Source organism: Streptomyces sp. NPDC058001 (assembly GCF_042886315.1).
GTDB lineage: Bacteria > Actinomycetota > Actinomycetes > Streptomycetales > Streptomycetaceae > Streptomyces.
Genome location: NZ_JBHVQT010000004.1, coordinates 466,470 through 488,716, shown reverse-complemented (window position 1 = coordinate 488,716; position 22,247 = coordinate 466,470). Strand labels below are relative to the sequence as shown.

Here is a 22,247-nt window from a genome sequence, read left to right as displayed (position 1 = left end):
ACGTCGAGTGAGACGTCGAATCAGACGTTGACGCCGAAGTCCTGGGCGATGCCGACCAGGCCCGAGGCATAGCCCTGGCCTACGGCGCGGAACTTCCACTCGGCGCCGTTGCGGTACAGCTCGCCGAAGACCATCGCCGTCTCCGTCGCGGCGTCCTCGCTCAGGTCGTAGCGCGCGATCTCGGTGCCGCCGGCCTGGTTGACGATGCGGATGTAGGCATTCCGCACCTGGCCGAAGTTCTGGCTGCGGCTCTCCGCCTCGTAGATCGAGACTGGGAAGACGATCTTGTCGATGTCGGCGGGGAGGCCGGCCAGGTTGACGTTGATCGCCTCGTCGTCGCCCGCGCCCTCGCCCGTGCGGTTGTCGCCGGTGTGGACGATGGTCTGGTCCGGCGTCTGCTTGTTGTTGAAGAAGATGAAGTGGGCGTCCGAATAGACCTTGCCCTCGGTGTTCACCGCGATGGCAGAGGCGTCGAGGTCGAAGTCGGTACCGGTCGTGCTCCGGACGTCCCAGCCGAGGCCGACGGTGACGGCGGTCAGGCCCGGTGCCTCCTTGGTGAGCGAGACATTGCCGCCCTTGGACAGGCTTACAGCCATGGGAAGTCCCTTTCCTTTGGTGTGCGGGCTCCGTACTGATGACGAAGCTACCGTCACCCCTATGAACGCCAAGGGGGGACCTGGAGGTTCCGGGTGTCTTTACTTTCTTTACTCGGCCTGATTTCGCCGTACGGGTGCCTCGGTTAGGCGTACGGGTTCGGCGTACAGGTTCGTCACACGCGTGGAAAAGCGGGTGACGCGAGGCGTTCGGGACGGGACCATGGAGCCATGCCTGGTCCTTACGTCATCCGTGGCTCGGTCGTCCTGCCGGACGCCGAGCTGATGTGGCGTTTCTCGCGTTCGTCGGGGCCCGGCGGACAGCATGTCAACACCAGCGACACACAGGTGGAGCTGCGGTTCGACGTCGCCGGTACGGACGCGCTGCCGCCGGTGTGGAAGGAGCGCGCGCTCGAACGGCTCGCGGACCGGTTGGTCGACGGGGTCGTGAGCGTACGGGCGTCGGAGCACCGGTCCCAGTGGCGGAACCGGGAGACGGCGGCTGTCCGCCTCGCGGGGCTCCTCGCGGAGGCGACGGCACCGCCACCCCGGCCCCGGAAGGCGACCCGGATCCCACGCGGGATCAATGAGCGGCGCCTGAGGGAGAAGAAGCAGCGTTCCGACACGAAGCGGGGGCGCTCGGGCCAGGGTTGGGGCACCTGAGGGACACCTGAGTGACACCTGAGGGCGCGCCCCTTCCTTGGACCTAGGTCCCATATCGGGCGGAGGCCCGATGTGAGGGCGGGCGGGCGCGGATAGCGTTTGGCCGTGCTGAACACGTTGAACACCCCCGCCGTCCCCGACACCGCCCTCGGTCGCCCGTCGGGCGGGCATGCTGAGGGGGTGAGCAACGAGGAGTTCCGCGCCGCGATGTCCCGGCTGGCCGCGGGTGTGGTGCTGGTGACCGCGCATGAACCCCAGCCCGACCCGGAAGGCCCGCGCGGCGAGGACGTCGGCATGACGGCGACCGCGTTCCTGTCGGTCTCGCTGGACCCGCCGCTGGTCCTGGTCAGTCTGCGCGAGGGCTCCCGCATGGATGACCTCCTCGCCGAACAGCCCCTGTGGGCGGTGTCCGTCCTGACGGAGAGCCAGCGGCACATCGCCGGGCGCTTCGCCATGAAGGGCCGTATCAGCGACCGTCTGCTGTTCGAGGACATCCCCTACATACGCGGTGAGGTGTCCGGCGCCCCGCTGGTCGGCGGCGCCCTCGCCACCCTGGAGTGCCGGACCGAGCAGCGGGTGGCGGCCGGTGACCACACCCTGGTCGTCGCCCGGGTCCTGACGGCGACGCTACCGAGCGCGGACAGCGACCCCCTGGCGTACTTCCGTGGCCGCTACCGCCAACTCGGCTGAGCGACACCAGCCACCGACACCAGCCCCTCGGCACCAGCCCCTCGGCACCGACCTCACCCGGCACCCCCCCACCCCACGGCACCCGAACCCGGCACCCCCGTACCCTCCACCCCCCGCCCGCCCCCCAAAGGGCTTTGCGGTAGTAATTCGTGCCCCCTTCACATACACGTGCCACCGCCCACCCCTCCCGACCTGTGACTTGAGTCACAGGGGCCATATTTTGTTGACCCTGTGTACCGAGTGGACAGCTCGCTGTGATTCAGTGGCGGGAACGCTGTATCTGGCCGAAGAGAATCCTGGAGTTGCTGTCGAGGTCTCGGGGAGAGCGAGCATGGAGACCGAGTCGGAGCCGTACGTCCGTCTTGCGACCCTGCGGCAGCTGCATCAGGTCATGGCCGACATGAATACGGCGCGAAGCCTGGCCGATACCTTGCAGACCGTCGCGGACGGCGTCGTGACGGGCCTCGGTTTCGAGCTGGCGTGCGTCAACCTCGTACGCCCGGACGGCGATCTCGTGGTCGCCGCCTTCTCCGGCAACGCCGCGGCGGAAGCCCTCATCACCGGCCGGGTCGGCCCCCGTACCTCCTGGGACCGCCGCCTGACCATGGGCGAGGCGTGGGGCACCCTCCGCTTCATTCCGCACAACGAGGGCTGGATCCTCGACGAGGACGACGTACCGCAGTGGTACACCGACGGTCCCGCACCCCGCTTCGAGGACGAGTGGCACCCCGCGGACCGGCTCTTCGCGCCCATGTGGGCCACCGGCAGATCCGGCGGCGAACTCATCGGCGTACTCTCCGTGGACCGGCCCCGGAATGGGCGGCTCCCCGGCGCATGGGGGCGCGAAGCGCTCCAGATGTACGCCTTCCAAGCCGCCATTGCGATCAGCAACGCCCGGCTGCGAGCAAACATGCAGCGCGCCCTGGTCCGCCTGGAGCGTGAACAGCAGGCGCTGCGGGCCAGCGAGGAGTCCTTCCGGCAGGCGTTCGAGTACGCGCCCAGCGGTATGGCCATCGCCGAGATGGGCGGGGATCAGCACGGGCGGATCCTGCGGACGAACGACGCCCTGTGCCGACTGCTCGGGCGGCCCGCCTCCGCCATGCGCCGGTACTCCTTCTCCGATCTCGTGCACCCCGAGGACATCGGCACCCTGCTGCGCACCTCCGCCGAAGGAGGCCGTGCCGAACTGCGGCTCGGGCGGCGCGACAACTCGTACGTCTGGGTCTCGCTGCGCAACTCCGTCGTCGCGGACGCCGCCGACGGCCCCCGCTTCCTGCTGACCCACGTCGAGGACATCGAGGAGCGCAAGGGCCGCGAACTCCAGCTCGCGCACCGCGCCAGCCACGACGCGCTCACCGGACTTCCGAACTCCGCCGAACTCCGCGCCCGCCTCTCGTCCCGGCTCTGCCGCCGCCCCCAGAGCACCCCGGCCGGTGCGGCGGAGTCGCTGGACGCGGCGTACGGCGGGCCCGGCCTCATCGCCTACGAGGGTCCCGCACCGGAATTCGGCGCCCTCGGTGATGTGCCGGGACTGCCGGTCGGCGGCTACGACCACCATGTGCACACCGTCGCGCCCGCCGACGACACCGACGACGGCACCAAGGGCCTCGCGGTGCTCTTCTGCGACCTCGACGGCTTCAAGTCCATCAACGACCGGTTCGGCCACCACACCGGTGACGCCGTCCTCATCGAGGTCGCCCGCCGCCTCACCAGCGGCGTGCGGGACGGGGACACCGTCGCCCGGCTCGGCGGCGACGAGTTCGTGGTGCTCGCCGACGGCCTCGGCCGCGCCGACGCCCAGGACCTCGCGGTACGCCTGCGGAACGCGATCATCCCGCCGATCCGGGTCGACGGCCGCGCGGTCCGCGTCGGCGCCAGTTTCGGCATCGGCTGGGCGCACTGCGGTATGTCGGCGGAAGAGGTCCTGCAATCCGCCGACCAGCGGATGTATATCGAGAAGCGGTCCCGCGCCAAGCAGCACCGGCGGGCCGGCTGACCATCGGACCCACACCGGCCGACCATCGGGCCCGCGCCCGCTGACCACCGGACCGACCGCCCGCCGACCACCGGACGCACCGCTCGCCGACCGGCGGGCCCACCGCCCGTGGCGATCACCCCCGCTCGACGTCACCCATTCGGGTCATCCGGAGCGGGTAGGCTCGCCCGCATCACAGACCGCACGCGCTGAGGAGTGACCAAGGGATGACGGCCGGCAACAACGGCGCGAGCACGCCCGAGGACGACGACCCGTTCGGCTACCTCTACGAGGACGGCCGGGCCGCCGGAGCCACCCCACCCAGCGGTGGCGGCGGATACGGATATCCGGGTCCGCGCTCCTACAACCAGGTGCGTCCCGTGGGCGAGCGCCAGTACGGGCAGCAGGGACAGCAGGCCCAGCAGGCGCCCCCCGCGTACGGCCAGGCCCCGACCGCCGCGTACGGGCAGCAGCAGCAGTACGGGCAGCAGCAGCAGTACGGGCAGCCGCACCCGCAGTACGCGGCGCCCGAGACCCAGCCCGGCGGTCACCAGCCCGGCGGCCCAGGTTCCGGCTTCGGCGCCGGACAGGGCGGCGGCGGGCGCGGGCGTGGGCCCAATCACAAGGGTCTGCTGATCGGTGCCGTCGCGGTCGTCGCCGTGGTCGTCGTCGGCATCGTCGTCGCGATCACCACCAGCGGCAACGGCGACGACAACAAGAAGGGTGACCAGGCGGGCCCGACCACCTCCACCTCCCAGTCGGCCAAGCCGAGCGAGACGGCGACCGGCAAGGCCGAGGCCCCCGGCGAACTGCCGAAGATCGACGCGAAGGCGCTGAAGCTGGCGGGCGGCACCACCACCGCGTCCGACATAGAGGGCGCCGGCGCCGACGGCGGTGTCTATGTCGCCGGGTTCAACCAGGTCGGCGCCTCCGTGACCTGGACCGTCGACGACATCCCCAAGGGCGGCAAGTACACGCTCCACATCGGCTACGGCGTGCCCGGCAAGGACGCCAACGCCACCCTCACCATCAACGGCACCGCGCAGAGCAACCCGCTGGGCCTGAAGAACTGGGCGAACGCGCCGGAGGGCGACTACAAAAAGGGCTGGACCAAGTCCTACGCCTACATCCAGCTCAACAAGGGCACGAACACCGTCACCATCTCCTGCGGGGACGGCAACCAGTGCGACGCCAACCTCGACCAGCTCTGGCTGGAACAGGGCTGGAAGAACAGCTGAGTCACACCGCCTGCTGAGTCACACCGTCTACTCAGTCACACCCTCTCCTGGGTCACACCGCCGTCTGCGCGGGGCCCGTCAGCTCCGTGACCCGCACCCGTTCCCGCAGCTCCGCATAGGTCCGCGCGTCGAACTCGCCCGCCACGGGCGCCCGTACGGTCGCCGCCGACAGGGCCACCGCGCGGGCCAGCCGGTCCGGCCACGGGAGCCGCTCCACCAGGCCCGACAGCAGCCCGGCGACCGCCGAGTCGCCCGCGCCCGTCGGATTGCCCTTCACTCTTTCGGGGGGCGCCGCCCGCCAGCAGCCCTCGGCGGTGAGCGCCAGCAGCCCCTCCGCGCCCAGCGAGGCCACCACCGCGTGCGCGCCCCTGCGCCGCGCGTCCCGGGTCGCCTGCCCCGGCTCATGGGAACCCGTCAGCTCCGCCAGTTCGTCCGCGTTCGGCTTGACGATGTCCGGGCGCGCCGCGACCCCGCGCCGCAGCGGCTCCCCGCTGGTGTCGAGCAGCACCGGCACCGAGGCGCCGTGCGCGACCCGTACCAACTGCCCGTACGCGCCGACCGGTACGCCCGGCGGGAGGCTGCCGCACAGGGCCACCGCGGACGCTGAGCGGACCAACTCCTCGTAACCCGCCGTGAAGGCGTTCCATTCGGCCGGGGAGACCACCGGTCCCGGCTCGTTGAGCTGGGTGGTGTCGCCGGTCGTGGCGTCCACGACGGCGATCGTGCGGCGGGTGGCCCCGGCGACCGGTACGAGGGCGTCCGTGACCCCCTGGACGCCCGTGAGCCCGGCGCGGACCGCGTGCCCGGTGTCGCCGCCCGCGAAGCCCGTGACGGTGACCTCATGGCCGAGGGCCGCCAGGACCCGCGCCACGTTGAGGCCCTTGCCGCCGGGCCGCTCGACTACCTCGGTGATCCGGTGCGAGGCGTGCGGGCGCAGGGACGGCACGCGATAGGTGATGTCCAGCGCGGTGTTGAGCGTGACCGTCAGAATCACCGGAACCGCCTCCTCCCGATCACCCGAACCGCCTCCTCCCGATCACCGGAACCGCCCTCTCCCGTTCACCGGAACCGCCTTCCCCCGTCCGCTGTCGTTCTGATCATGCCAAAGAGACGGCGCCCAGCCCAGACCACCTAGCGGGCGCCGTCCCAACAGCGGGGTCGGTCAGTCCACTGCGGGCTCCACGATCCAGGCGCCCTTGCGCATCACGCCCTTGACTTCGAAGTCCGCGTCGAGGACCACCAGATCGGCGTCCTTGCCGGGCTCCAGGGACCCCACGGTGGCGTCCAGGCCGAGGAGCTTCGCCGGATTGGCGGAGATCGCCCGGACGACGTCCTCGACGGGCAGCCGGTCCACGGTGACGGCGCGCTGGAAGGCACGGTCCAGGGTGAGCGTCGAGCCCGCGATCGAGCCGCCCTCGACGAGCCGCGCGACGCCGTGCGTCACCTCGACCTCCAGCGGCCCGAGCAGATAGCGGCCGTCGCCGAAGCCCGCCGCGTCCATGGCGTCCGTGATGAACGCCACCCGGCCCGCGCCCGCGTGGTGGAAGGCCAGCTCCAGGGCCGCCGGGTGCAGATGCGTGCCGTCGTTGATCAGCTCGACGGTGACCCGCTCGTCCTCCAGGAGCGCGGCGATCGGCCCCGGGGACCGGTGCCCGAGCACCGGCATCGCGTTGAACAGGTGCGTCGCCACGGTCGCCCCCGCGTCGATCGCCTCGACGGTCTGCTCGTACGTGGCGTCGGTGTGCCCGATGGCCGCGATGACACCGTGCTCGGCGAGTAGACGTACGGAGTCGATGCCGCCCGGCAGTTCGGTCGCGAGGGTCACCATGCGGGCCCGGCCGCGCGCCGCGTCGACCAGCTTGCGGACCTCCGCCGGGTCCGGGTCGCGCAGCAGCGCCTCGGCGTGCGCGCCTTTGCGGCACGGCGAGATGAACGGGCCCTCGAAGTGGATGCCCGCGATGTCGCCCTGCTCGGCCAGCTCCGACAGCAGACCCGCGCGCTGCGCGAGGGCGTCCATCTCACCGGTGACGGTCGAGGCGACGAGGGTGGTGGTGCCGTGCAGACGGTGCGTGTGGACACCGCGCAGGATGTCGTCCACGGTGCCGTTGGTGAAGGAGGCGCCGCCCCCGCCGTGGTTGTGGGTGTCCACGAAGCCGGGGACCAGCCAGTGGCCGGACAGATCGAGTGCCGGGGTGCCGTCCCGGGCGTCACCGGGTCCGGGGTCGGCGATCCGGGTGCCGTCGACGATCAGGCGTCCGTCGGGGACGATCCCGCTGGGCAGTACCACCCGGGCACCGGCGAGAACCTTGCGAGCGGCCATCAGGCGGATACCTCCGAGGAGTCGTGGGGTCCGTCACCGGATACGGACGGTGCGGACACGGGGGAAGCGGACGCGGACGAAGCGGTGCCGACGAGGTCCCAGGCGAGGAGTCCCGCGCCCAGGCAGCCCGCGGTGTCCCCGAGCGCCGCGGGGACGATCTCGGGCAGCTTCTGGAACGTGACGCGACGGGCGACGGCGGCCCGTAGCGGTGTGAACAAGGTTTCCCCGGCCTCGGCGAGCCCGCCACCGATGATCAGCAGCCGGGGGTCGAGCAGGGTGAGCGCGGTGACCAGACCGTCGGCGAGCGCGTCCACCGCGTCCTGCCAGACGGCGAGGGCCCGCGCGTCCCCGGAACCGACCGCCTTCGCGCAGTCCGCCGCGTCCGCGTCCGGGTCGCCCGAAGCCTCCGCCCAGGCACGGCTGACCGCGCTCGCCGACGCCAGCCGCTCCAGACAGCCGCGCTGCCCGCAGCCGCACTCGGGCCCGCCGGGGCGGACGACGATATGGCCGATCTCGCCCGCGGAGCCGTGCGCGCCCGGCTCGATGCGCCCGTCGATGCCGATGGCGCCGGCGATCCCGGTGCCGAGCGGCACGAACACGAACCGGTCGGCGCCCCGGCCCGCGCCGATCCGCCCCTCGGCGAGCCCACCGGTGCGCACGTCGTGGTCGAGCGCGACGGGGACGCCATCGAGCCGGGCGCTGAGCAGTTCGCGCATCGGTACGTCGCGCCAGCCGAGGTTCGCCGCGTACACCGCGATGCCGTGCTCGGTGTCGATGATGCCGGGGACGGCGACCCCGGCCGCCGACGCGGGCCGCCCGAAGTGCTCGACGCCGTACGCGCGCAGGTCCGCGGCGAAGTCGAGGATGCCCTCCACGACGGCGTCGGGGCCGCGCTCCCGCCCGGTCGCCCTGCGCGCTTCGTGCAGAAGCGTTCCGTCGGGGGCCACCAGGGCGGCCTTCATCCCGGTGCCGCCCACGTCGAGGGCGATGACATGTTCCTGGCGGATCGATGCAGTCACAGGAGACAGTCTCGCGCGTCTACCAGGGAGAGGTCTAGTCCAGTTGCGCTACCGACCTCAAGTGAACCTCTGTTGCCGAAGTGATACGCGGCTGGTGTAGACCTTGGGCGACGGCTCGGAACATACTCGCGGCTTAACACTTCAGGACGTCACGGGGGACCGACTGGGAACAACGAGGGTGGGAATCAGGCGTGCAGCGGCGCATGACGGGTCTGACCGCGGCGGCTGCCGCACTCTGCATGGCGGCGACACTCGCCGGTTGCGGTGCCACCGGGGGGTCGGGCGACACCACCCTCACCCTGGTCGCCGCCGACTACGGTGACTCGGCGGACAACAGCTCCAAGAAGTACTGGGCCGACCTCGTCAAGGAGTTCGAGTCCGAGCACCCCGGCATCAAGGTCGACGTCGACGTCGTCTCCTGGAACGACGTGGACGCCCAGGTCAAGAGCATGGTCGACAAAGGCAACGCCCCCGACCTCGCCCAGATCGGCGCCTACGCCGACTACGCCGCCGCGGACAAGCTGTACAGCGCCGACGAACTCCTCTCCATCCCCGTACAGGCCGACTTCCTGCCCTCGTTGAGCGCGGCGGGCGAGGTCGCCCGGGTGCAGTACGGCATGCCGTTCGCGTCGTCGACCCGGCTGCTCTTCTACAACAAGAAGCTCTTCAAGGACGCCGGCATCAGCAAGGCGCCGGAGAGCTGGACCCAGCTCCAGACCGACGCCGAACTCCTCAAGGGGCAGGGCGTGAAGTACCCGTACGCGCTGCCGCTCGGCCCGGAGGAGGCGCAGGCGGAGAGCATGATGTGGCTGCTCAGCGGCGGCGACGGCTACACCGACAACGTCGGTACGTACAGCCTCGACTCCAAGGCGAACATCACCACCTTCACCTGGCTCAAGGACGAACTCGTCGGCAAGGGCCTGACCGGCCCCACCACACCCTCGAAGCTGAACCGCGCCCAGGCGTTCTCGGCGTTCACGAGCGGCGACGTCGGCATGCTCAACGGGCATCCGACGCTGATGCAGATGGCCGCCAAGAAGGGCATCGACTTCGGGATGGTCCCGATGCCCGGGATCAACGGCAAGTCCAAGGCCACGATGGGTGTCGCCGACTGGATGATGGCGTTCAGGCAGAACGGCCACCGCAAGGAGATCGGCACCTTCCTGGACTTCGTGTACCAGGAGAAGAACGTGCTCACCTTCTCCAGCGAGTACGACCTGCTGCCGGTCACCACCTCCGCGTCGGAGGCGATGGCCGAGGACAAGAGCCAGCGGGACCTGGTCCAGTTCCTCGACGAACTGCCCAACTCGCAGCTCCCCCCGGTCGGCAAGACGTCCTGGGCGAAGGTCAGCGCGGACATCAAGCGCCAGATCGGCAAGGCCGTCGAGTCGGGCGGCAACCCGGAGTCCGTCCTCACCCAGCTCCAGAGCGCGGCGACGACGGAGGAGAACTCCGCGTAGCGCCGAACGGCTTCCCAGGGGCGGGGGCGATGTCGGAGCCCGGCGGTACGGTGCCTCACATGGACGACGTGGAGGGTTCCGGGGACCGGGGTCTGAGTGGGCGGCAGCGGGCCGTGCTCGCTCTGGAGGGCCGCGGCTGGCCGGCTCCCGGCGCCAAGGAGCGGGCGATACGGGAGGAGCTGGGGCTCGCCCCGGTGCGCTACTACCAGATCCTCAACGCCCTCCTGGACGACCGGCGCGCCCTGGAGCACGCGCCGGTGACGGTCAACCGGCTGCGCAGGGTCCGCGAGGCCCGGCGCGGCGAGCGGTAGCGGCAGGTGGACGCGGCGGGGTGGCGGCCGGTGGACGGAGCGGGTGGCGGGCAGCGGGCGTGCCATGGCCGTGCCCGCGCGCGCTGGATAGGGTCGGCCCATGGGCAGCCCTACGGAATCCTCCCCGTCCTCCCCATCCCCTCTGCCGACGCCGGTGACCGCGGCCGGACGTGACGGTCTCGACGTGCTCCTGACCCACCCCGACCGCGCCGTGATCGGACTCGACTTCGACGGCACGCTCGCGCCGATCGTGGCCGACCCCGAGCAGGCCCGCGCCCACCCCGGCGCCGTACCCGCGCTCGCCGCGCTCGCCCCCCTCGTCCGGTCCGTCGCCGTGATCACCGGCCGGCCCCCGGACATCGCCGTACACAACGGCGGCTTCGCCGGGGTACCGGGCCTCGAACACCTGGTGGTACTCGGGCACTACGGCGCCGAACGCTGGGACGCCGTCACCGGTACGGTCACCGCCCCGCCCCCGCACCCCGGGGTCGCCGCCGCCCGCGCCGAACTCCCCGGGTTCCTGGAGACCGTCGGCGCCTCGCGCGGTATCTGGATCGAGGAGAAGGGCCGGGCCGTCGCGGTGCACACCCGGCGCGCGGACGATCCGCAGGCCGCGTTCGACGCGCTGCGGGAGCCGCTGGGCCGGCTCGCCGCCCGGCACGGCCTGATCGTGGAGCCCGGCCGGCTCGTCCTGGAGCTGCGGCCCCCCGGCATGGACAAAGGCGTGGCACTCACCGAGTACGTCAGGTCGGTCGGCGCCGCGTGCGTGCTGTACGCCGGGGACGACCTGGGGGACCTGCCCGCCTTCGCGGCGGTCGAGAAGCTGCGGTCCGACGGGGTGCCGGGACTACTGGTGTGCAGCGGCAACGCGGAGACCACGGAGGTCGCGGACCGCGCCGACCTGGTGGTGGACGGCCCGGCGGGCCTGGTGTCGTTCCTCGCGACGCTGGCGCAGACGATCAACCGCTGAGCCCTGGGGCCCTGGGGGCTACTTCTTCTCCAGGGCGCGCAACTGGTCCAGGAACCACTGCGTGGGCGGCAGCGCGGTGGCCGCGGCGGCGAGCCGTTTCGTCCGCTCGGCGCGCTCGGCGTCGCCCATGGTGAGGGCCGTGTGCAGGGCGGCGGCGGTGCCGGACACGTCGTACGGGTTCACCACGATCGCGTCGTCGCCCATCTCCTCGTAGGCACCGGCCTCGCGGGACAGGACCAGCGCGCAGCCCGCGTCCGAGACGACCGGCACCTCCTTGGCGACCAGATTCATGCCGTCGCGCACCGGGTTGACCAGGGCGACGTCCGCGATGCGGTACGCGGCCAGGGAGCGGGCGAAGTCGTCGTCCAGGCGGAGCATGACCGGGGTCCAGCCGTCCGTCCCGTACGCGGAGTTGATCTCCTCGGCGACGCGGCTGACCTCGGTCATGTAGTCCCGGTACACGGCGAGGTCCTGGCGCGAGGGGTAGGCGAACGCGACATGCACGACGCGCCCGTGCCACTCCGGCCGCGTGTCGAGCAGCTCACGATAGGCGTGCAGCCCCCGGACGATGTTCTTCGACAGCTCCGTCCGGTCGACGCGGACGACGGTCCTGCGGGGGGTGCCGTCGGGGGCGGTGCCGAGCTGGTCGCGGAGGGTGGCGATGCGGTCGTCCACATCGGCGCGGTGGGCGCGTTCGCGCAGGAAGTCGGCGTCGGCGCCGAGGCCGTGGACGCCGACACGGGTCGTGCCCGTACCGCCGACGGCGTCCTTGCAGCAGGCCGTGAAGGCGCCGGCCCAGCGGTGCGTGAGGAAAGCGGCGCGGTCGGCGCCGAGGATGCCGCGCAGCAACTGCGCCGCGATGTCGTCCGGGAGCAGCCGGAAGTACTCGACGGGGGCCCACGGGGTGTGCGAGAAGTGCCCGATCCGCAGATCGGGGCGGAGTTCGCGGAGCATGCCGGGGACCAGGGCGAGGTGATAGTCCTGCACCAGGACCGCGGCGCCCTCGGCGGCCTCGTCAGCGAGAGCCTCGGCGAAGGCGCGGTTGTACGTCTCGTACGCGGCCCACTGCTCGCGGAACTCGGTGCCGAAGGCCGGCTCGACGGGGATGTCGTAGAGCATGTGGTGCACGAACCACAGCACGGAGTTGGCGATGCCGTTGTACGCGGCGGCGTACACGTCCGGGGGGATGCCGAGCATCCGTACGCGCTGGCCGCCGGTGTCGGCGGGGTCGAGCGCGCCGCCGGTGCGGCGCACGGCCTCGCGGTCTCCCTCGCCGAGGGCGGCGCACACCCACACGGCGTCGGCGTCCGGGCCGATCGCGGAGAGCCCCGACACGAGCCCGCCGCCACCTCGCCGCACACCGAGGGAACCGTCCTCACGGACGTCGTACGAGACCGGACCGCGGTTCGACGCCACGAGGACGTGCCCTTGCGCAAAACCCATATCCGCATACCTGGCCCACCCCACCGCTCCTCAAACACCCCCAACCTGTATACGACCCAGGCCAAGCCCCACAGGAACCGCTTCGCCCGCCCGCCCGCGCGTCGCCCCGCCCCGCTCCGGTCCCGCAGAGACCCGCGAGGCCCGGTTACTACGCCACGCGTCGCGTCGCGTACTCCGATATGTCCGCCATCGGAGGGCGTTCCTCCGTGTCCACCCGGTATGTGCGGGGTTCGAAGCCGCTCTCGCCGCGTTCGAACTGGGTGAGTTCGGGGCGGACCAGATGGCCCCGGGCCAGCCGGAGCTGGGCCGTGCGGTAGATCGCGGCGGCCATCCGGCCGAGGGCCTGGCCGTCCTGGTGGCGGTGCTTGCGGACGCCGACGTCGACCTGGGCGAGCGCGTCCAGGCCCACGGTGTGCAGCGCGTCCACCAACAGACCCAGCTCCACGCCGTAGCCCACAGGGAACGGGAGCCGTTCCAGGAGGCCGCGGCGCACCGCGTACTCGCCGCCCAGCGGCTGCACGAAACCCGCGAGCAGCGGCCAGTGCATGTTCAGCAGCGGGCGCGCCATCAGTTCGGTGACCCGGCCGCCCTGCCCCTCGGCAGAGCCCAGCGGCCGGTCGTACATCGCCTTGACGAACTGCACCTCCGGCTCGGTCAGCAGCGGCCCGACGATCCCGGAGACGAAGTCCGCGGAGAACTCCCGCAGGTCCGCGTCGACGAAACAGACGATGTCGCCCCCGGTGACCAGGAGCGACCGCCACAACACCTCACCCTTGCCGGGCACGGCGGGCAGCCGCGGCAGGATCTCGTCCCGGTGCACCACCCGCGCCCCGGCGGCCGACGCCACCTCGGCGGTCCGGTCCGTGGAACCGGAGTCGATCACCACCAGCTCGTCCACGAGCGGCACGGACCGCGTCATCAGCTCACGCCGGATCACCGCGACGATCTCGCCGACCGTCTCCTCCTCGTCCAGGGCGGGCAGCACCACACTCACCGACGCCCCGGCGGCCCGCTTCGCCGCCACCAACTGGCGCAGCGGGCGGTCGGACACGGACCAGGAGCGTTCGGTCAGCCAGCGCTCGACATCTTCCAGCACGGTCAGCGGCTCCTTCGCGGTCGCCAGGGGGGCGGTGCCACCGCGCGGGTGGCGGGTTTGTTACGTTCGTCTCGGGGTTCGGACGACTATCTCAACTGTCCTGGCCTTCGGTTACAGTCTTGAACAACGCCGGTGACCATCGCATGTCGGGGGTCACCGCCGACCACACAACTTCATACCGCTCATCCAGAGGGGCAGAGGGATACGGCCCGTTGAAGCCCCGGCAACCCTCCAGCCGGTCTCGTCCGTGATCATGGTCAGTGCCGATCACGCCCGCGAGGCTCCCGGCTAGGGAAGGTGCCAAATCCGTCTCACGGCGAGATGCGTCGTGAGGAAGATGAGGAGAAAGGGCCTCGCCTCCATGGCTGTACAGACTGTTGCACCCACCACCGACACCGTAGACCTGGGCCCCGCAGCGGCCCTCTCGTGTCGTGAGTGCGGCGAGAAGTTCCCCCTCGGCCCGATCTTCGCCTGCGAACTGTGTTTCGGCCCCCTCGAAGTGGCGTACGACCTGCCGCTCGGCGACCCGGAAGCGCTCCGTAAGAAGATCGAGTCGGGCCCGGACAACATCTGGCGGTACGCACCGCTGCTGCCCGTCCCCGCCGACGTCGCGTCCAAGCCGAATCTGAACCCCGGCTGGACCAAGCTCGTCAAGGCCGACAACCTGGCCCGTGAACTCGGCGTCCAGCAGGGCAAGTTGTTCATCAAGGACGACTCCGGCAACCCCACGCACTCCTTCAAGGACCGTGTCGTCGCGCAGGCCATCGAGGCCGCCCGCGCCTTCGGCTTCACCACCCTGTCCTGCTCCTCGACGGGCAATCTGGCCGGCGCGGTCGGCGCCGCAGCCGCCCGCGCGGGCTTCCGCTCCTGCGTGTTCATCCCGCACGACCTGGAGCAGGGCAAGGTCGTCATGGCCGCGGTCTACGGCGGCGAGCTGATCGGCATCGAGGGCACGTACGACGATGTGAACCGCTTCTGCTCCGAGCTGATCGGCGACCCGCTGGGCGAGGGCTGGGGCTTCGTCAACGTCAATCTGCGCCCGTACTACGGCGAGGGCTCCAAGACCCTGGCGTACGAGATCTGTGAGCAGCTCGGCTGGGAGATCCCGGACCAGTTGGTCATCCCGATCGCCTCGGGCTCCCAGCTCACGAAGATCGACAAGGGCCTTCAGGAGCTGATCAAGCTCGGGCTGGTCGCCGACAAGCCGTACAAGATCTTCGGTGCCCAGGCCGAGGGCTGCTCGCCGGTGTCCGTCGCCTTCAAGGCCGGGCACGACGTGGTGAAGCCGCAGAAGCCGAACACCATCGCCAAGTCCCTCGCCATCGGCAACCCGGCCGACGGCCCCTATGTCCTCGACATCGCCCGTCGCACCGGCGGCGCCGTGGACGACGTGAACGACGAGCAGGTGGTCGACGCGATCAAGCTGCTCGCGCAGACCGAGGGCATCTTCGCCGAGACGGCGGGCGGGGTGACCGTCGGCGTGACCAAGAAGCTCATCGAGGCGGGTCTGATCGACCCCACGCTGACGACGGTCGTGCTGAACACGGGCGACGGCCTGAAGACCCTGGACGCGGTGGCGCCGACGACCGGCCCGACCGCGACCATCCGCCCGAGCCTGGACGCGTTCCGCGACGCGGGCCTGGCCGGATAACGCCTGTACGACGGATCGACCGGAAAGGCCGAACATGAGCGTCAACGTCCGCATCCCCACCATTCTGCGTACCTACACCGGCGGCCGGGCCGAGGTCGCCGCCGAGGGCACGACCCTCGGGGAGGTCATCGCCGACCTGGAGAAGAACCACGCCGGGATCTCCGCCCGCGTCCTGGACGACGAGGGCAAGCTCCGCCGCTTCGTCAACGTGTACGTGAACGACGACGACGTCCGCTTCGAGCAGGGCCTCCAGACGGCCACGCCGGACGGTGCCGGTGTCTCGATCATCCCGGCGGTCGCGGGCGGCTGACCCGGCACCGGAGCCCGACTCCCGACCGGAGCGCGACTCCCGTAACGACTGCGCAGCGTGACCTCTGTTGCCCCCTCCGCGAGAGAAGCGGAGGGGGCAATTCTGTAGGGTTGAGCGCGATAGAGTTGGGGAAATGGCGCCGCCGCCAGTGCCGCGCGCATATGAGTTCTCGGTCGAACGGCGACAAGAAGTAGCCAAAGCGCCCCGCCAATTTGCGTCCTAAATGGCCTTTGTCGGGCCCGAGTTGCCCTGAATTCCATTCAATCCGCCGGAAATTTCCGATCACGCGTGCCCAGATTTCTCGTCCGATTGACCTGTTGCAGACGGCAGTTGGGCAGATACATTCAGCGGCGGTCGACGCGTTCCGGCGCACACCCCCAGCCGTTGGGGGGTGAGGTCTGACCCGGGTCCGCGAAGTGTGGTCCCGTGCAAGGGCCAGTAATAGGGGAGTTAGGCATGGCTCAGGGCACCGTCAAGTGGTTCAACGCGGAGAAGGGCTACGGCTTCATCGCGGTCGACGGTGGTGCGGATGTTTTCGTCCACTACAGCGCGATTCAAATGGACGGCTATCGCACCCTGGAAGAAGGCCAGCGGGTCGAGTTCGAGATCTCGCAGGGTCAGAAGGGGCCGCAGGCGGACATGGTCAAGCTCGCCGTCTGATCTCGGCGCGATCGACCACCGACGCACTCACGCGACACACTCACGCGAAAGGTCCGCGTCCCAGACATGGGGCGCGGACCTTTCGCGTGTGCGCCCCCCCGACGTCGCCCAATCGCCCCCGCTGAGCCGCGCCCGAGCCGCGTCCGGCGCGTGCCCGGTGTACCGGTACGTACCGGCTTGCGGGTGTCCGGGTCTGCCCAAGCCGCTTGCACTCGGGTGGGGCGAGTGCTAATCATTGGCGTTAGCACTCTCCCAGTGAGAGTGACAGAACTTGGATCGGGTCAGCGAGGTCCCGGGACCGGGTGGAGCAAGGAACCACCAGGGCCGGGACCGTCCGTCGCGGGCGCCGACACGATCCGGAGCAATCCACCCCTGTCCGGGAGGACCACTTCACATGGCCAAGATCATCGCGTTCGACGAGGAGGCACGGCGCGGTCTCGAGCGCGGGATGAACCAGCTCGCCGACGCCGTCAAGGTCACCCTTGGCCCCAAGGGCCGCAACGTCGTCCTTGAGAAGAAGTGGGGCGCCCCCACGATCACCAACGATGGTGTCTCCATCGCCAAGGAGATCGAGCTCGAGGACCCGTACGAGAAGATCGGCGCCGAGCTGGTCAAGGAGGTCGCGAAGAAGACGGACGACGTCGCCGGTGACGGCACGACGACCGCGACCGTCCTGGCCCAGGCGCTCGTCCGCGAAGGTCTGCGGAACGTAGCGGCCGGTGCCAACCCGATGGCCCTCAAGCGCGGTATCGAGAAGGCCGTCGAGGCCGTCTCCGCCGCCCTGCTTGAGCAGGCCAAGGACGTGGAGACCAAGGAGCAGATCGCTTCGACGGCCTCCATCTCCGCCGCCGACACCCAGATCGGCGAGCTGATCGCCGAGGCGATGGACAAGGTCGGCAAGGAAGGCGTCATCACCGTCGAGGAGGCCCAGACCTTCGGTCTGGAGCTGGAACTCACCGAGGGTATGCGCTTCGACAAGGGCTACATCTCGGCCTACTTCGCCACCGACATGGAGCGGATGGAGGCGTCGCTCGACGACCCGTACATCCTGATCGCCAACTCCAAGATCGGCAGCGTCAAGGACCTGATCCCGCTCCTGGAGAAGGTCATGCAGTCGGGCAAGCCGCTGCTGATCATCGCCGAGGACGTCGAGGGCGAGGCCCTGTCGACCCTGGTCGTCAACAAGATCAAGGGCACCTTCAAGTCCGTCGCCGTCAAGGCCCCGGGCTTCGGTGACCGCCGCAAGGCCATGCTCGGCGACATCGCGATCCTCACGGGTGGCGAGGTCATCTCCGAGGAGGTCGGCCTCAAGCTGGAGAACGCCGGGATCGACCTGCTCGGCCGCGCCCGCAAGGTCGTCATCACCAAGGACGAGACCACGATCGTCGACGGCGCCGGCTCCGCCGACCAGGTCGCGGGACGGGTCAACCAGATCCGCGCCGAGATCGAGAACAGCGACTCGGACTACGACCGCGAGAAGCTCCAGGAGCGTCTGGCGAAGCTGGCCGGCGGCGTGGCCGTCATCAAGGCCGGTGCCGCCACCGAGGTGGAGCTGAAGGAGCGCAAGCACCGCATCGAGGACGCGGTGCGCAACGCCAAGGCCGCCGTCGAGGAGGGCATCGTCGCCGGTGGTGGCGTGGCCCTGCTCCAGGCGTCCGCGGTCTTCGACAAGCTGGAGCTGGAGGGCGACGAGGCCACCGGTGCCAACGCGGTGAAGCTCGCCCTGGAGGCCCCGCTCAAGCAGATCGCCGTCAATGGTGGCCTTGAGGGTGGCGTCGTCGTGGAGAAGGTGCGCAACCTGGCCGTCGGCCACGGTCTGAACGCCGCCACGGGTGAGTACGTCGACATGATCGCCGAGGGCATCATCGACCCGGCGAAGGTGACGCGTTCCGCGCTGCAGAACGCCGCCTCCATCGCGGCGCTCTTCCTCACCACCGAGGCCGTCATCGCCGACAAGCCGGAGAAGGCCGGGGCCGCGGCTCCGGGCGGCATGCCGGGCGGAGACATGGACTTCTGACCGACCCTCAGGTCGATCACCCGTCCTACCGAACCTGAAGGCGGCACCCCTCTCCCAGGGGGTGCCGCCTTCGGGCGTTTCCGGGGCGCGACGAGCGCTTCGGGCGGGCCTGACGTTCGGGCGGGCCTGATGGTTACGCGGTCTGGTCGGCCGGTTCCGTCTGCTCGTTGGGGGCCGGGGTGCCCCGCCGGAGACTGCGGTACGTGAACAGGCCGCCGGCCGCGAGGGCCGCCGCGGCGATGGTCAGGGTGAGGGTGTAGCCGTTGTCGAAGGCGTCAGTGGCGGACTCCAGAAGGGACCGGGAGTCGGCCGACGACAGGTGTTCGGCTGTGGCGCGGGCCTCGTCGAGGCTGTCGGACGCCGTGGCGGGCGCGCCCGAGGGAAGGGTGACGGTCGAGGTGTAGACGGCGGTCAGGATACTTCCGAGGACGGCGACACCGGTGAGGCTGCCCAACTCGTACGAGACCTCTTCGACGGAGGAGGCCATACCGGCGCGGTGCGGTGGGGCGCCGCCGATGATCGCGGCCGACGCCGCCGTCATGACGGTGCCGAGACCGGCGCCGGACAGGAGCAGAGCGGGGATGATCCAGGCCGAACCGCGCCCGTCGGCGAGGAGTGGTCCCGCCCCTGGTGTGAACAGGATCGTGAGCGCGGTGCCCACGGCGCTGACCAGCAGACCGCCGCCGATCAGGGTACGGACCGGCACGCGGTAGACCAGACCGCCGGTGACGATGCCCGCCGGAAGCGCGCCCAGGGCGAACGAGGCGACGAGGAGCCCGGACTCCAGCGGGGTGAGGCCGAGGACGAGTTGGAGCCGCTGGGTCAGGACGAGTTCGACGCCGGCGGTGGCGAACATCGACAGGCCCGCGCCGAGCACCCCGATGAGCAGGTGACGGTTGCGGAAGAGGGCGAAGTCGATCAGCGGGTAGGTCTGGGTGCGCTGGCGTCGTACGAAGGCGGTGAAGCCGATCGCAGACATCAGCAACGCCCCTGCGAAGTACGGGAGTTCGCGGCCTTCCGGCTTGGCGATCTCCTTGATCGCGTAGACCAGGCCGACCAGACCGACCATCACCTGGAGCGAGGCGATCGCGTCCCAGGGCCGCTCCTTGCTGCCCGAGCCGCCCGGCGCGAGCAGCACCGTCGCCACCAGGGCGGCCAGCACCACGGGGACGTTGACCAGGAACACCGAGCCCCACCAGAAGTGGTTGAGCAGCAGCCCGCCCACGACGGGACCCAGCGCGCTGCCGACCACCGCCGTGGTCCCCCAGACGCCGATCGCGATGCCGCGCTCACGTTCGTCCTCGAAGGTGATGCGGATCAGCGACAGCGTCGCCGGCATCATCGCCGCCGCGCCGATCGCGAGGAAGGCCCGTGCGGCGATCAGGACCGCCGCCGAAGGGGCGAACGCGGCCAGCGTGGACGCCGTACCGAACAGGACGAGTCCGGTCAGGAACATGCGTTTGTGGCCCACGCGGTCGCCCAGGGTTCCGGCGCCGAGCAGCAGTCCGGCCATCACCAGCGGATAGGCGTTGATGATCCACAGCTTGTGCGAGGCGTCGGCGTGCAGGTCGGAGGTGAGCGTGGGCAGGGCGGTGTAGAGGATGGTCATGTCCACCGAGATCAGCAGCAGCCCTGCCGAGACGGTGCCCAGGACCCACCAGCGTCGTGCCTTGCTCATGACGCACCGGACTTTCCTCGGGGAGCGGTCAGCGGTTCGGTGAGCGCGATCATCCGGCGGCACAGGGCTTCCTCGACCTCGGGCGCGAGCGTGATCCGGGTTGTCGCCCGCAGCAGCCACAGGCCGTCGGCGGCCATCCGTGCCAGGAACAGTTCGATCGCGTCCGGGTCCGGACCGGATGGTTCCGGCACCCAGCGCTCCGCCAACTCCTCCCACACCCGTGCCAGCTCCGGGTCGGTCGCCGACTGCACCATGAAGGCCAACTCCGCCTTGCTCGCACCACTCTTCGCGCCGAACCGCACATAGGCGGCGGCCCGCTCGCGGGACGTCGACTCGCCGAACGGCTTGCCCAACTCGGCGAGGAGGAGCGCGTGCAGCGCCTCGGTCAGATGCCGCTGGATCGCCACCAGGAGCGCGTCCCGGGTGCGGAAGTGATACATCAGGCCGGGTTTGGTCAGGCCGGCTTCCTCGGCCGCCGCCTCCAGGGTCAGCGCGGTGATGCCAGCGCGCTCGACCACGCGGACGGCCGCGTCAAGGATCTGGATCTTGGAACTCGGTCGCATAGCCGGTTACTTTACCATCCAGAAGGTAAAGTAACCGGCCATGTGGGAGCGGTTGTGCGACGCGGCTATACGGGGTTCACGCGGGGGTCACGGTCAGGCGTTCGCCGGTTCCGGTTCCGGAGTCGGGGTACGGGAGTCCGGGACCCGCTCGTCCGGGGTGTCCGCGTTCAGGTCCGTCAGCATCTGGGTGCTGAAGCCGAAGAAGTACGTCGCCAGGAAGCCCGCGAGGTACCCGGTCAGGAGACCGCCGCCGTAGATGGCGACCGTCGTGCCGAGGCCGTGGTTGCCGTCCAAGAGCGGGAACAGCGCCCAGCCCGAAGGGCCGATCGCGGTCGAGCCGACCTTGTCGCCCAGCATCGAGAAGAAGCCGACGAACGCGCCGCCCGCCGCGCCGCCCACGCACGCCGTGATGAACGGGCGGCCGAGGGGCAGCGAGACACCGTAGATAAGAGGTTCGCCGACGCCCAGGAAACCGGCCGGCAGCGCCGACTTGATCGTGTTCCGGATCGACCGGTTGTGGCGCAGCCGCAGGTAGACCGCGATCGCCGCGCCGACCTGGCCCGCGCCCGCCATCGCCAGGATGGGGAGCAGAACGGTGTAGCCCTGCTGCTCGATCAGGGTGGTGTGGATGGGGATCAGGGCCTGGTGCAGCCCCAGCATCACCAGCGGCAGGAACAGTCCGCCGAGGACCAGGCCCGCGAACGCGCCCGTGCTGTCGAGGAGCCAGTTCGCCGCCGTGCCGATACCCGTCGACACCTCGCCCGCCACGTACATCAGGCCGAAGATCGTGACCAGGCCGGTGAGCAGCACGGTGATCGTCGGGGTGACCAGGACGTCGATCGCCTCCGGCACCCACTTGCGGCACCACTTCTCGATGTACGTCGCCAGGACCGCCGCGCCCAGCGCACCGAGCACTCCGCCCTGGCCAGGGGACAGTTTCTGGCCGAACGCCGTGATGTTGGCGATGCCTGGGAACACGATGATCGCGGCGACGGCACCGCCCAGGATCGGCGTTCCGCCGAACTCCTTCGCCGTGTTGAGGCCCACGAAGACCGCGATCAGGGCCATGAAGCCGGAGGCCATCGCGGCCAGGGCCGGGGTGATGCCCGGCAGCCAACCGAGGTTGACGAGAAGGCCGTTGAGTCCCGCGATGATGCCGCAGCCGATGAGGGCCGGGATCAACGGGACGAAGATGTTCGCGATACGGCGGAGGAAGAGCTTGAACGGGGTCGCGTTCTTCTGCTTGCGGGCCGCCTTCAGGGCGGCGCCCTGGGACGCCAGTTCCTGAGCCGACGCGGGGACCGCCTTGGCCTTGGCGCGCTCCCCTTCGACCAGGGACTCGAACTCCGGGGTGACGCGGGCGACCGTGCCGGGGCCCAGGACAATCTGGTACGTGTCGTCCTCGACTACTCCCAGGACCGCCGGGAGTGCCCTCAGTTCGTCGTCCTGGACCAGGGTTCGGTCGGTCAGGGTCAGGCGGAGGCGGGTCATGCAGTGGGTGACCGAGACGATGTTGGCTGCGCCGCCTACCAGGGGGAGGATCGCCTCCGCCGTGGCTCTGTTCTTGTTGCCGGGGGGTGTGCTCATGGG

Annotated in this window: 20 protein-coding genes and 1 riboswitch; of the genes, 11 read left to right on the top strand and 9 right to left on the bottom strand. The window is 70.3% G+C overall.

Translation table 11 applies throughout. The features are described from left to right. Positions 1-20 precede the first annotated feature (20 nt). Positions 21-596 carry a TerD family protein gene (locus ACFVT5_RS11975; protein WP_389884790.1) on the bottom strand — a complete coding sequence of 192 codons (576 nt, stop codon included), beginning with the start codon at positions 594-596 and terminating at the stop codon, positions 21-23. 228 nt (positions 597-824) lie between these two features. Here ACFVT5_RS11975 and arfB point away from each other — a divergent pair, with 228 nt between their 5' ends. From arfB to ACFVT5_RS11955, 4 genes are all read left to right on the top strand, one after another. Continuing rightward, positions 825-1,256, top strand: a complete 432-nt coding sequence (arfB, locus tag ACFVT5_RS11970) for an alternative ribosome rescue aminoacyl-tRNA hydrolase ArfB (RefSeq protein WP_389884787.1) — start codon at positions 825-827, stop codon at positions 1,254-1,256. 105 nt (positions 1,257-1,361) lie between these two features. Beyond that, on the top strand, positions 1,362-1,946 hold the full coding sequence (locus tag ACFVT5_RS11965) for a flavin reductase family protein (RefSeq protein WP_389884784.1): 585 nt from the start codon (positions 1,362-1,364) through the stop codon (positions 1,944-1,946). Between the two features lie 331 nt (positions 1,947-2,277). After that, complete coding sequence (gene cdgB / locus ACFVT5_RS11960) at positions 2,278-3,942, top strand: diguanylate cyclase CdgB (protein WP_389884781.1); 1,665 nt, start codon at positions 2,278-2,280, stop codon at positions 3,940-3,942. A 206-nt stretch (positions 3,943-4,148) separates the two neighbouring features. Further along, positions 4,149-5,159 (top strand): CBM35 domain-containing protein, encoded by a 1,011-nt coding sequence (locus tag ACFVT5_RS11955; RefSeq protein ID WP_389884778.1) that lies wholly within the window; start codon positions 4,149-4,151, stop codon positions 5,157-5,159. Positions 5,160-5,211: 52 nt separating this feature from the next. On the opposite strand, the gene ACFVT5_RS11950 is transcribed toward ACFVT5_RS11955, so the two are convergent. The 3 genes from ACFVT5_RS11950 to ACFVT5_RS11940 all read right to left on the bottom strand — a co-directional run bounded on the left by ACFVT5_RS11950 (position 5,212) and on the right by ACFVT5_RS11940 (position 8,498). Continuing rightward, positions 5,212-6,153 carry a 1-phosphofructokinase family hexose kinase gene (locus ACFVT5_RS11950; RefSeq protein ID WP_389884775.1) on the bottom strand — a complete coding sequence of 314 codons (942 nt, stop codon included), beginning with the start codon at positions 6,151-6,153 and terminating at the stop codon, positions 5,212-5,214. A 168-nt stretch (positions 6,154-6,321) separates the two neighbouring features. Further along, the gene (gene nagA / locus ACFVT5_RS11945; protein WP_389884772.1) at positions 6,322-7,479 is read right to left on the bottom strand and encodes an N-acetylglucosamine-6-phosphate deacetylase; all 1,158 of its coding nucleotides are present in this window, start codon (positions 7,477-7,479) and stop codon (positions 6,322-6,324) included. After that, entirely contained in the window at positions 7,479-8,498 is a 1,020-nt protein-coding gene (locus ACFVT5_RS11940) for an ROK family protein (protein WP_389884769.1), read from the bottom strand. Before ACFVT5_RS11940 ends, nagA begins: the two co-directional genes overlap by 1 nt. 203 nt (positions 8,499-8,701) lie before the next feature. Between ACFVT5_RS11940 and ACFVT5_RS11935 the strand changes: the two genes are divergently transcribed. From ACFVT5_RS11935 to otsB, 3 genes are all read left to right on the top strand, one after another. Continuing rightward, on the top strand, positions 8,702-9,958 hold the full coding sequence (locus tag ACFVT5_RS11935) for an ABC transporter substrate-binding protein (RefSeq protein WP_389884766.1): 1,257 nt from the start codon (positions 8,702-8,704) through the stop codon (positions 9,956-9,958). A 59-nt stretch (positions 9,959-10,017) separates the two neighbouring features. Further along, positions 10,018-10,269: a DUF3263 domain-containing protein gene (locus tag ACFVT5_RS11930; RefSeq protein WP_389884763.1), complete on the top strand. Its 252-nt coding sequence runs from the start codon at positions 10,018-10,020 to the stop codon at positions 10,267-10,269. A 100-nt stretch (positions 10,270-10,369) separates the two neighbouring features. Continuing rightward, positions 10,370-11,239 (top strand): trehalose-phosphatase, encoded by an 870-nt coding sequence (otsB, locus tag ACFVT5_RS11925; RefSeq protein WP_389884760.1) that lies wholly within the window; start codon positions 10,370-10,372, stop codon positions 11,237-11,239. A gap of 18 nt (positions 11,240-11,257) precedes the next feature. Here otsB and ACFVT5_RS11920 read toward each other — a convergent pair whose 3' ends face one another. Further along, positions 11,258-12,682, bottom strand: coding sequence for a trehalose-6-phosphate synthase (locus tag ACFVT5_RS11920; protein ID WP_389884757.1), 1,425 nt, complete (start codon positions 12,680-12,682; stop codon positions 11,258-11,260). Between the two features lie 148 nt (positions 12,683-12,830). Beyond that, positions 12,831-13,778 carry a glucosyl-3-phosphoglycerate synthase gene (locus ACFVT5_RS11915; protein ID WP_389884754.1) on the bottom strand — a complete coding sequence of 316 codons (948 nt, stop codon included), beginning with the start codon at positions 13,776-13,778 and terminating at the stop codon, positions 12,831-12,833. Between the two features lie 179 nt (positions 13,779-13,957). Then, a riboswitch (SAM riboswitch) is annotated at positions 13,958-14,122 on the top strand. 17 nt (positions 14,123-14,139) lie between these two features. Between ACFVT5_RS11915 and thrC the strand changes: the two genes are divergently transcribed. From thrC to groL, 4 genes are all read left to right on the top strand, one after another. Next, complete coding sequence (thrC, locus tag ACFVT5_RS11910; RefSeq protein ID WP_389884751.1) at positions 14,140-15,429, top strand: threonine synthase; 1,290 nt, start codon at positions 14,140-14,142, stop codon at positions 15,427-15,429. A gap of 34 nt (positions 15,430-15,463) precedes the next feature. After that, positions 15,464-15,739 carry a MoaD/ThiS family protein gene (locus ACFVT5_RS11905; RefSeq protein ID WP_389884748.1) on the top strand — a complete coding sequence of 92 codons (276 nt, stop codon included), beginning with the start codon at positions 15,464-15,466 and terminating at the stop codon, positions 15,737-15,739. A 456-nt stretch (positions 15,740-16,195) separates the two neighbouring features. Beyond that, positions 16,196-16,399 carry a cold-shock protein gene (locus tag ACFVT5_RS11900; RefSeq protein WP_005315736.1) on the top strand — a complete coding sequence of 68 codons (204 nt, stop codon included), beginning with the start codon at positions 16,196-16,198 and terminating at the stop codon, positions 16,397-16,399. A 394-nt stretch (positions 16,400-16,793) separates the two neighbouring features. Beyond that, positions 16,794-18,416, top strand: coding sequence for a chaperonin GroEL (gene groL, locus ACFVT5_RS11895; protein ID WP_389884745.1), 1,623 nt, complete (start codon positions 16,794-16,796; stop codon positions 18,414-18,416). A gap of 133 nt (positions 18,417-18,549) precedes the next feature. Here groL and ACFVT5_RS11890 read toward each other — a convergent pair whose 3' ends face one another. The 3 genes from ACFVT5_RS11890 to ACFVT5_RS11880 all read right to left on the bottom strand — a co-directional run bounded on the left by ACFVT5_RS11890 (position 18,550) and on the right by ACFVT5_RS11880 (position 22,244). Beyond that, the gene (locus ACFVT5_RS11890) at positions 18,550-20,094 is read right to left on the bottom strand and encodes an MFS transporter (protein WP_389884742.1); all 1,545 of its coding nucleotides are present in this window, start codon (positions 20,092-20,094) and stop codon (positions 18,550-18,552) included. Next, on the bottom strand, positions 20,091-20,657 hold the full coding sequence (locus ACFVT5_RS11885) for a TetR/AcrR family transcriptional regulator (RefSeq protein WP_389884739.1): 567 nt from the start codon (positions 20,655-20,657) through the stop codon (positions 20,091-20,093). The genes ACFVT5_RS11890 and ACFVT5_RS11885 overlap by 4 nt, the downstream gene beginning before the upstream one ends. A 93-nt stretch (positions 20,658-20,750) precedes the next feature. Beyond that, positions 20,751-22,244, bottom strand: a complete 1,494-nt coding sequence (locus ACFVT5_RS11880; RefSeq protein ID WP_389884736.1) for a PTS transporter subunit EIIC — start codon at positions 22,242-22,244, stop codon at positions 20,751-20,753. Between the last annotated feature and the right edge of the window lie 3 nt (positions 22,245-22,247).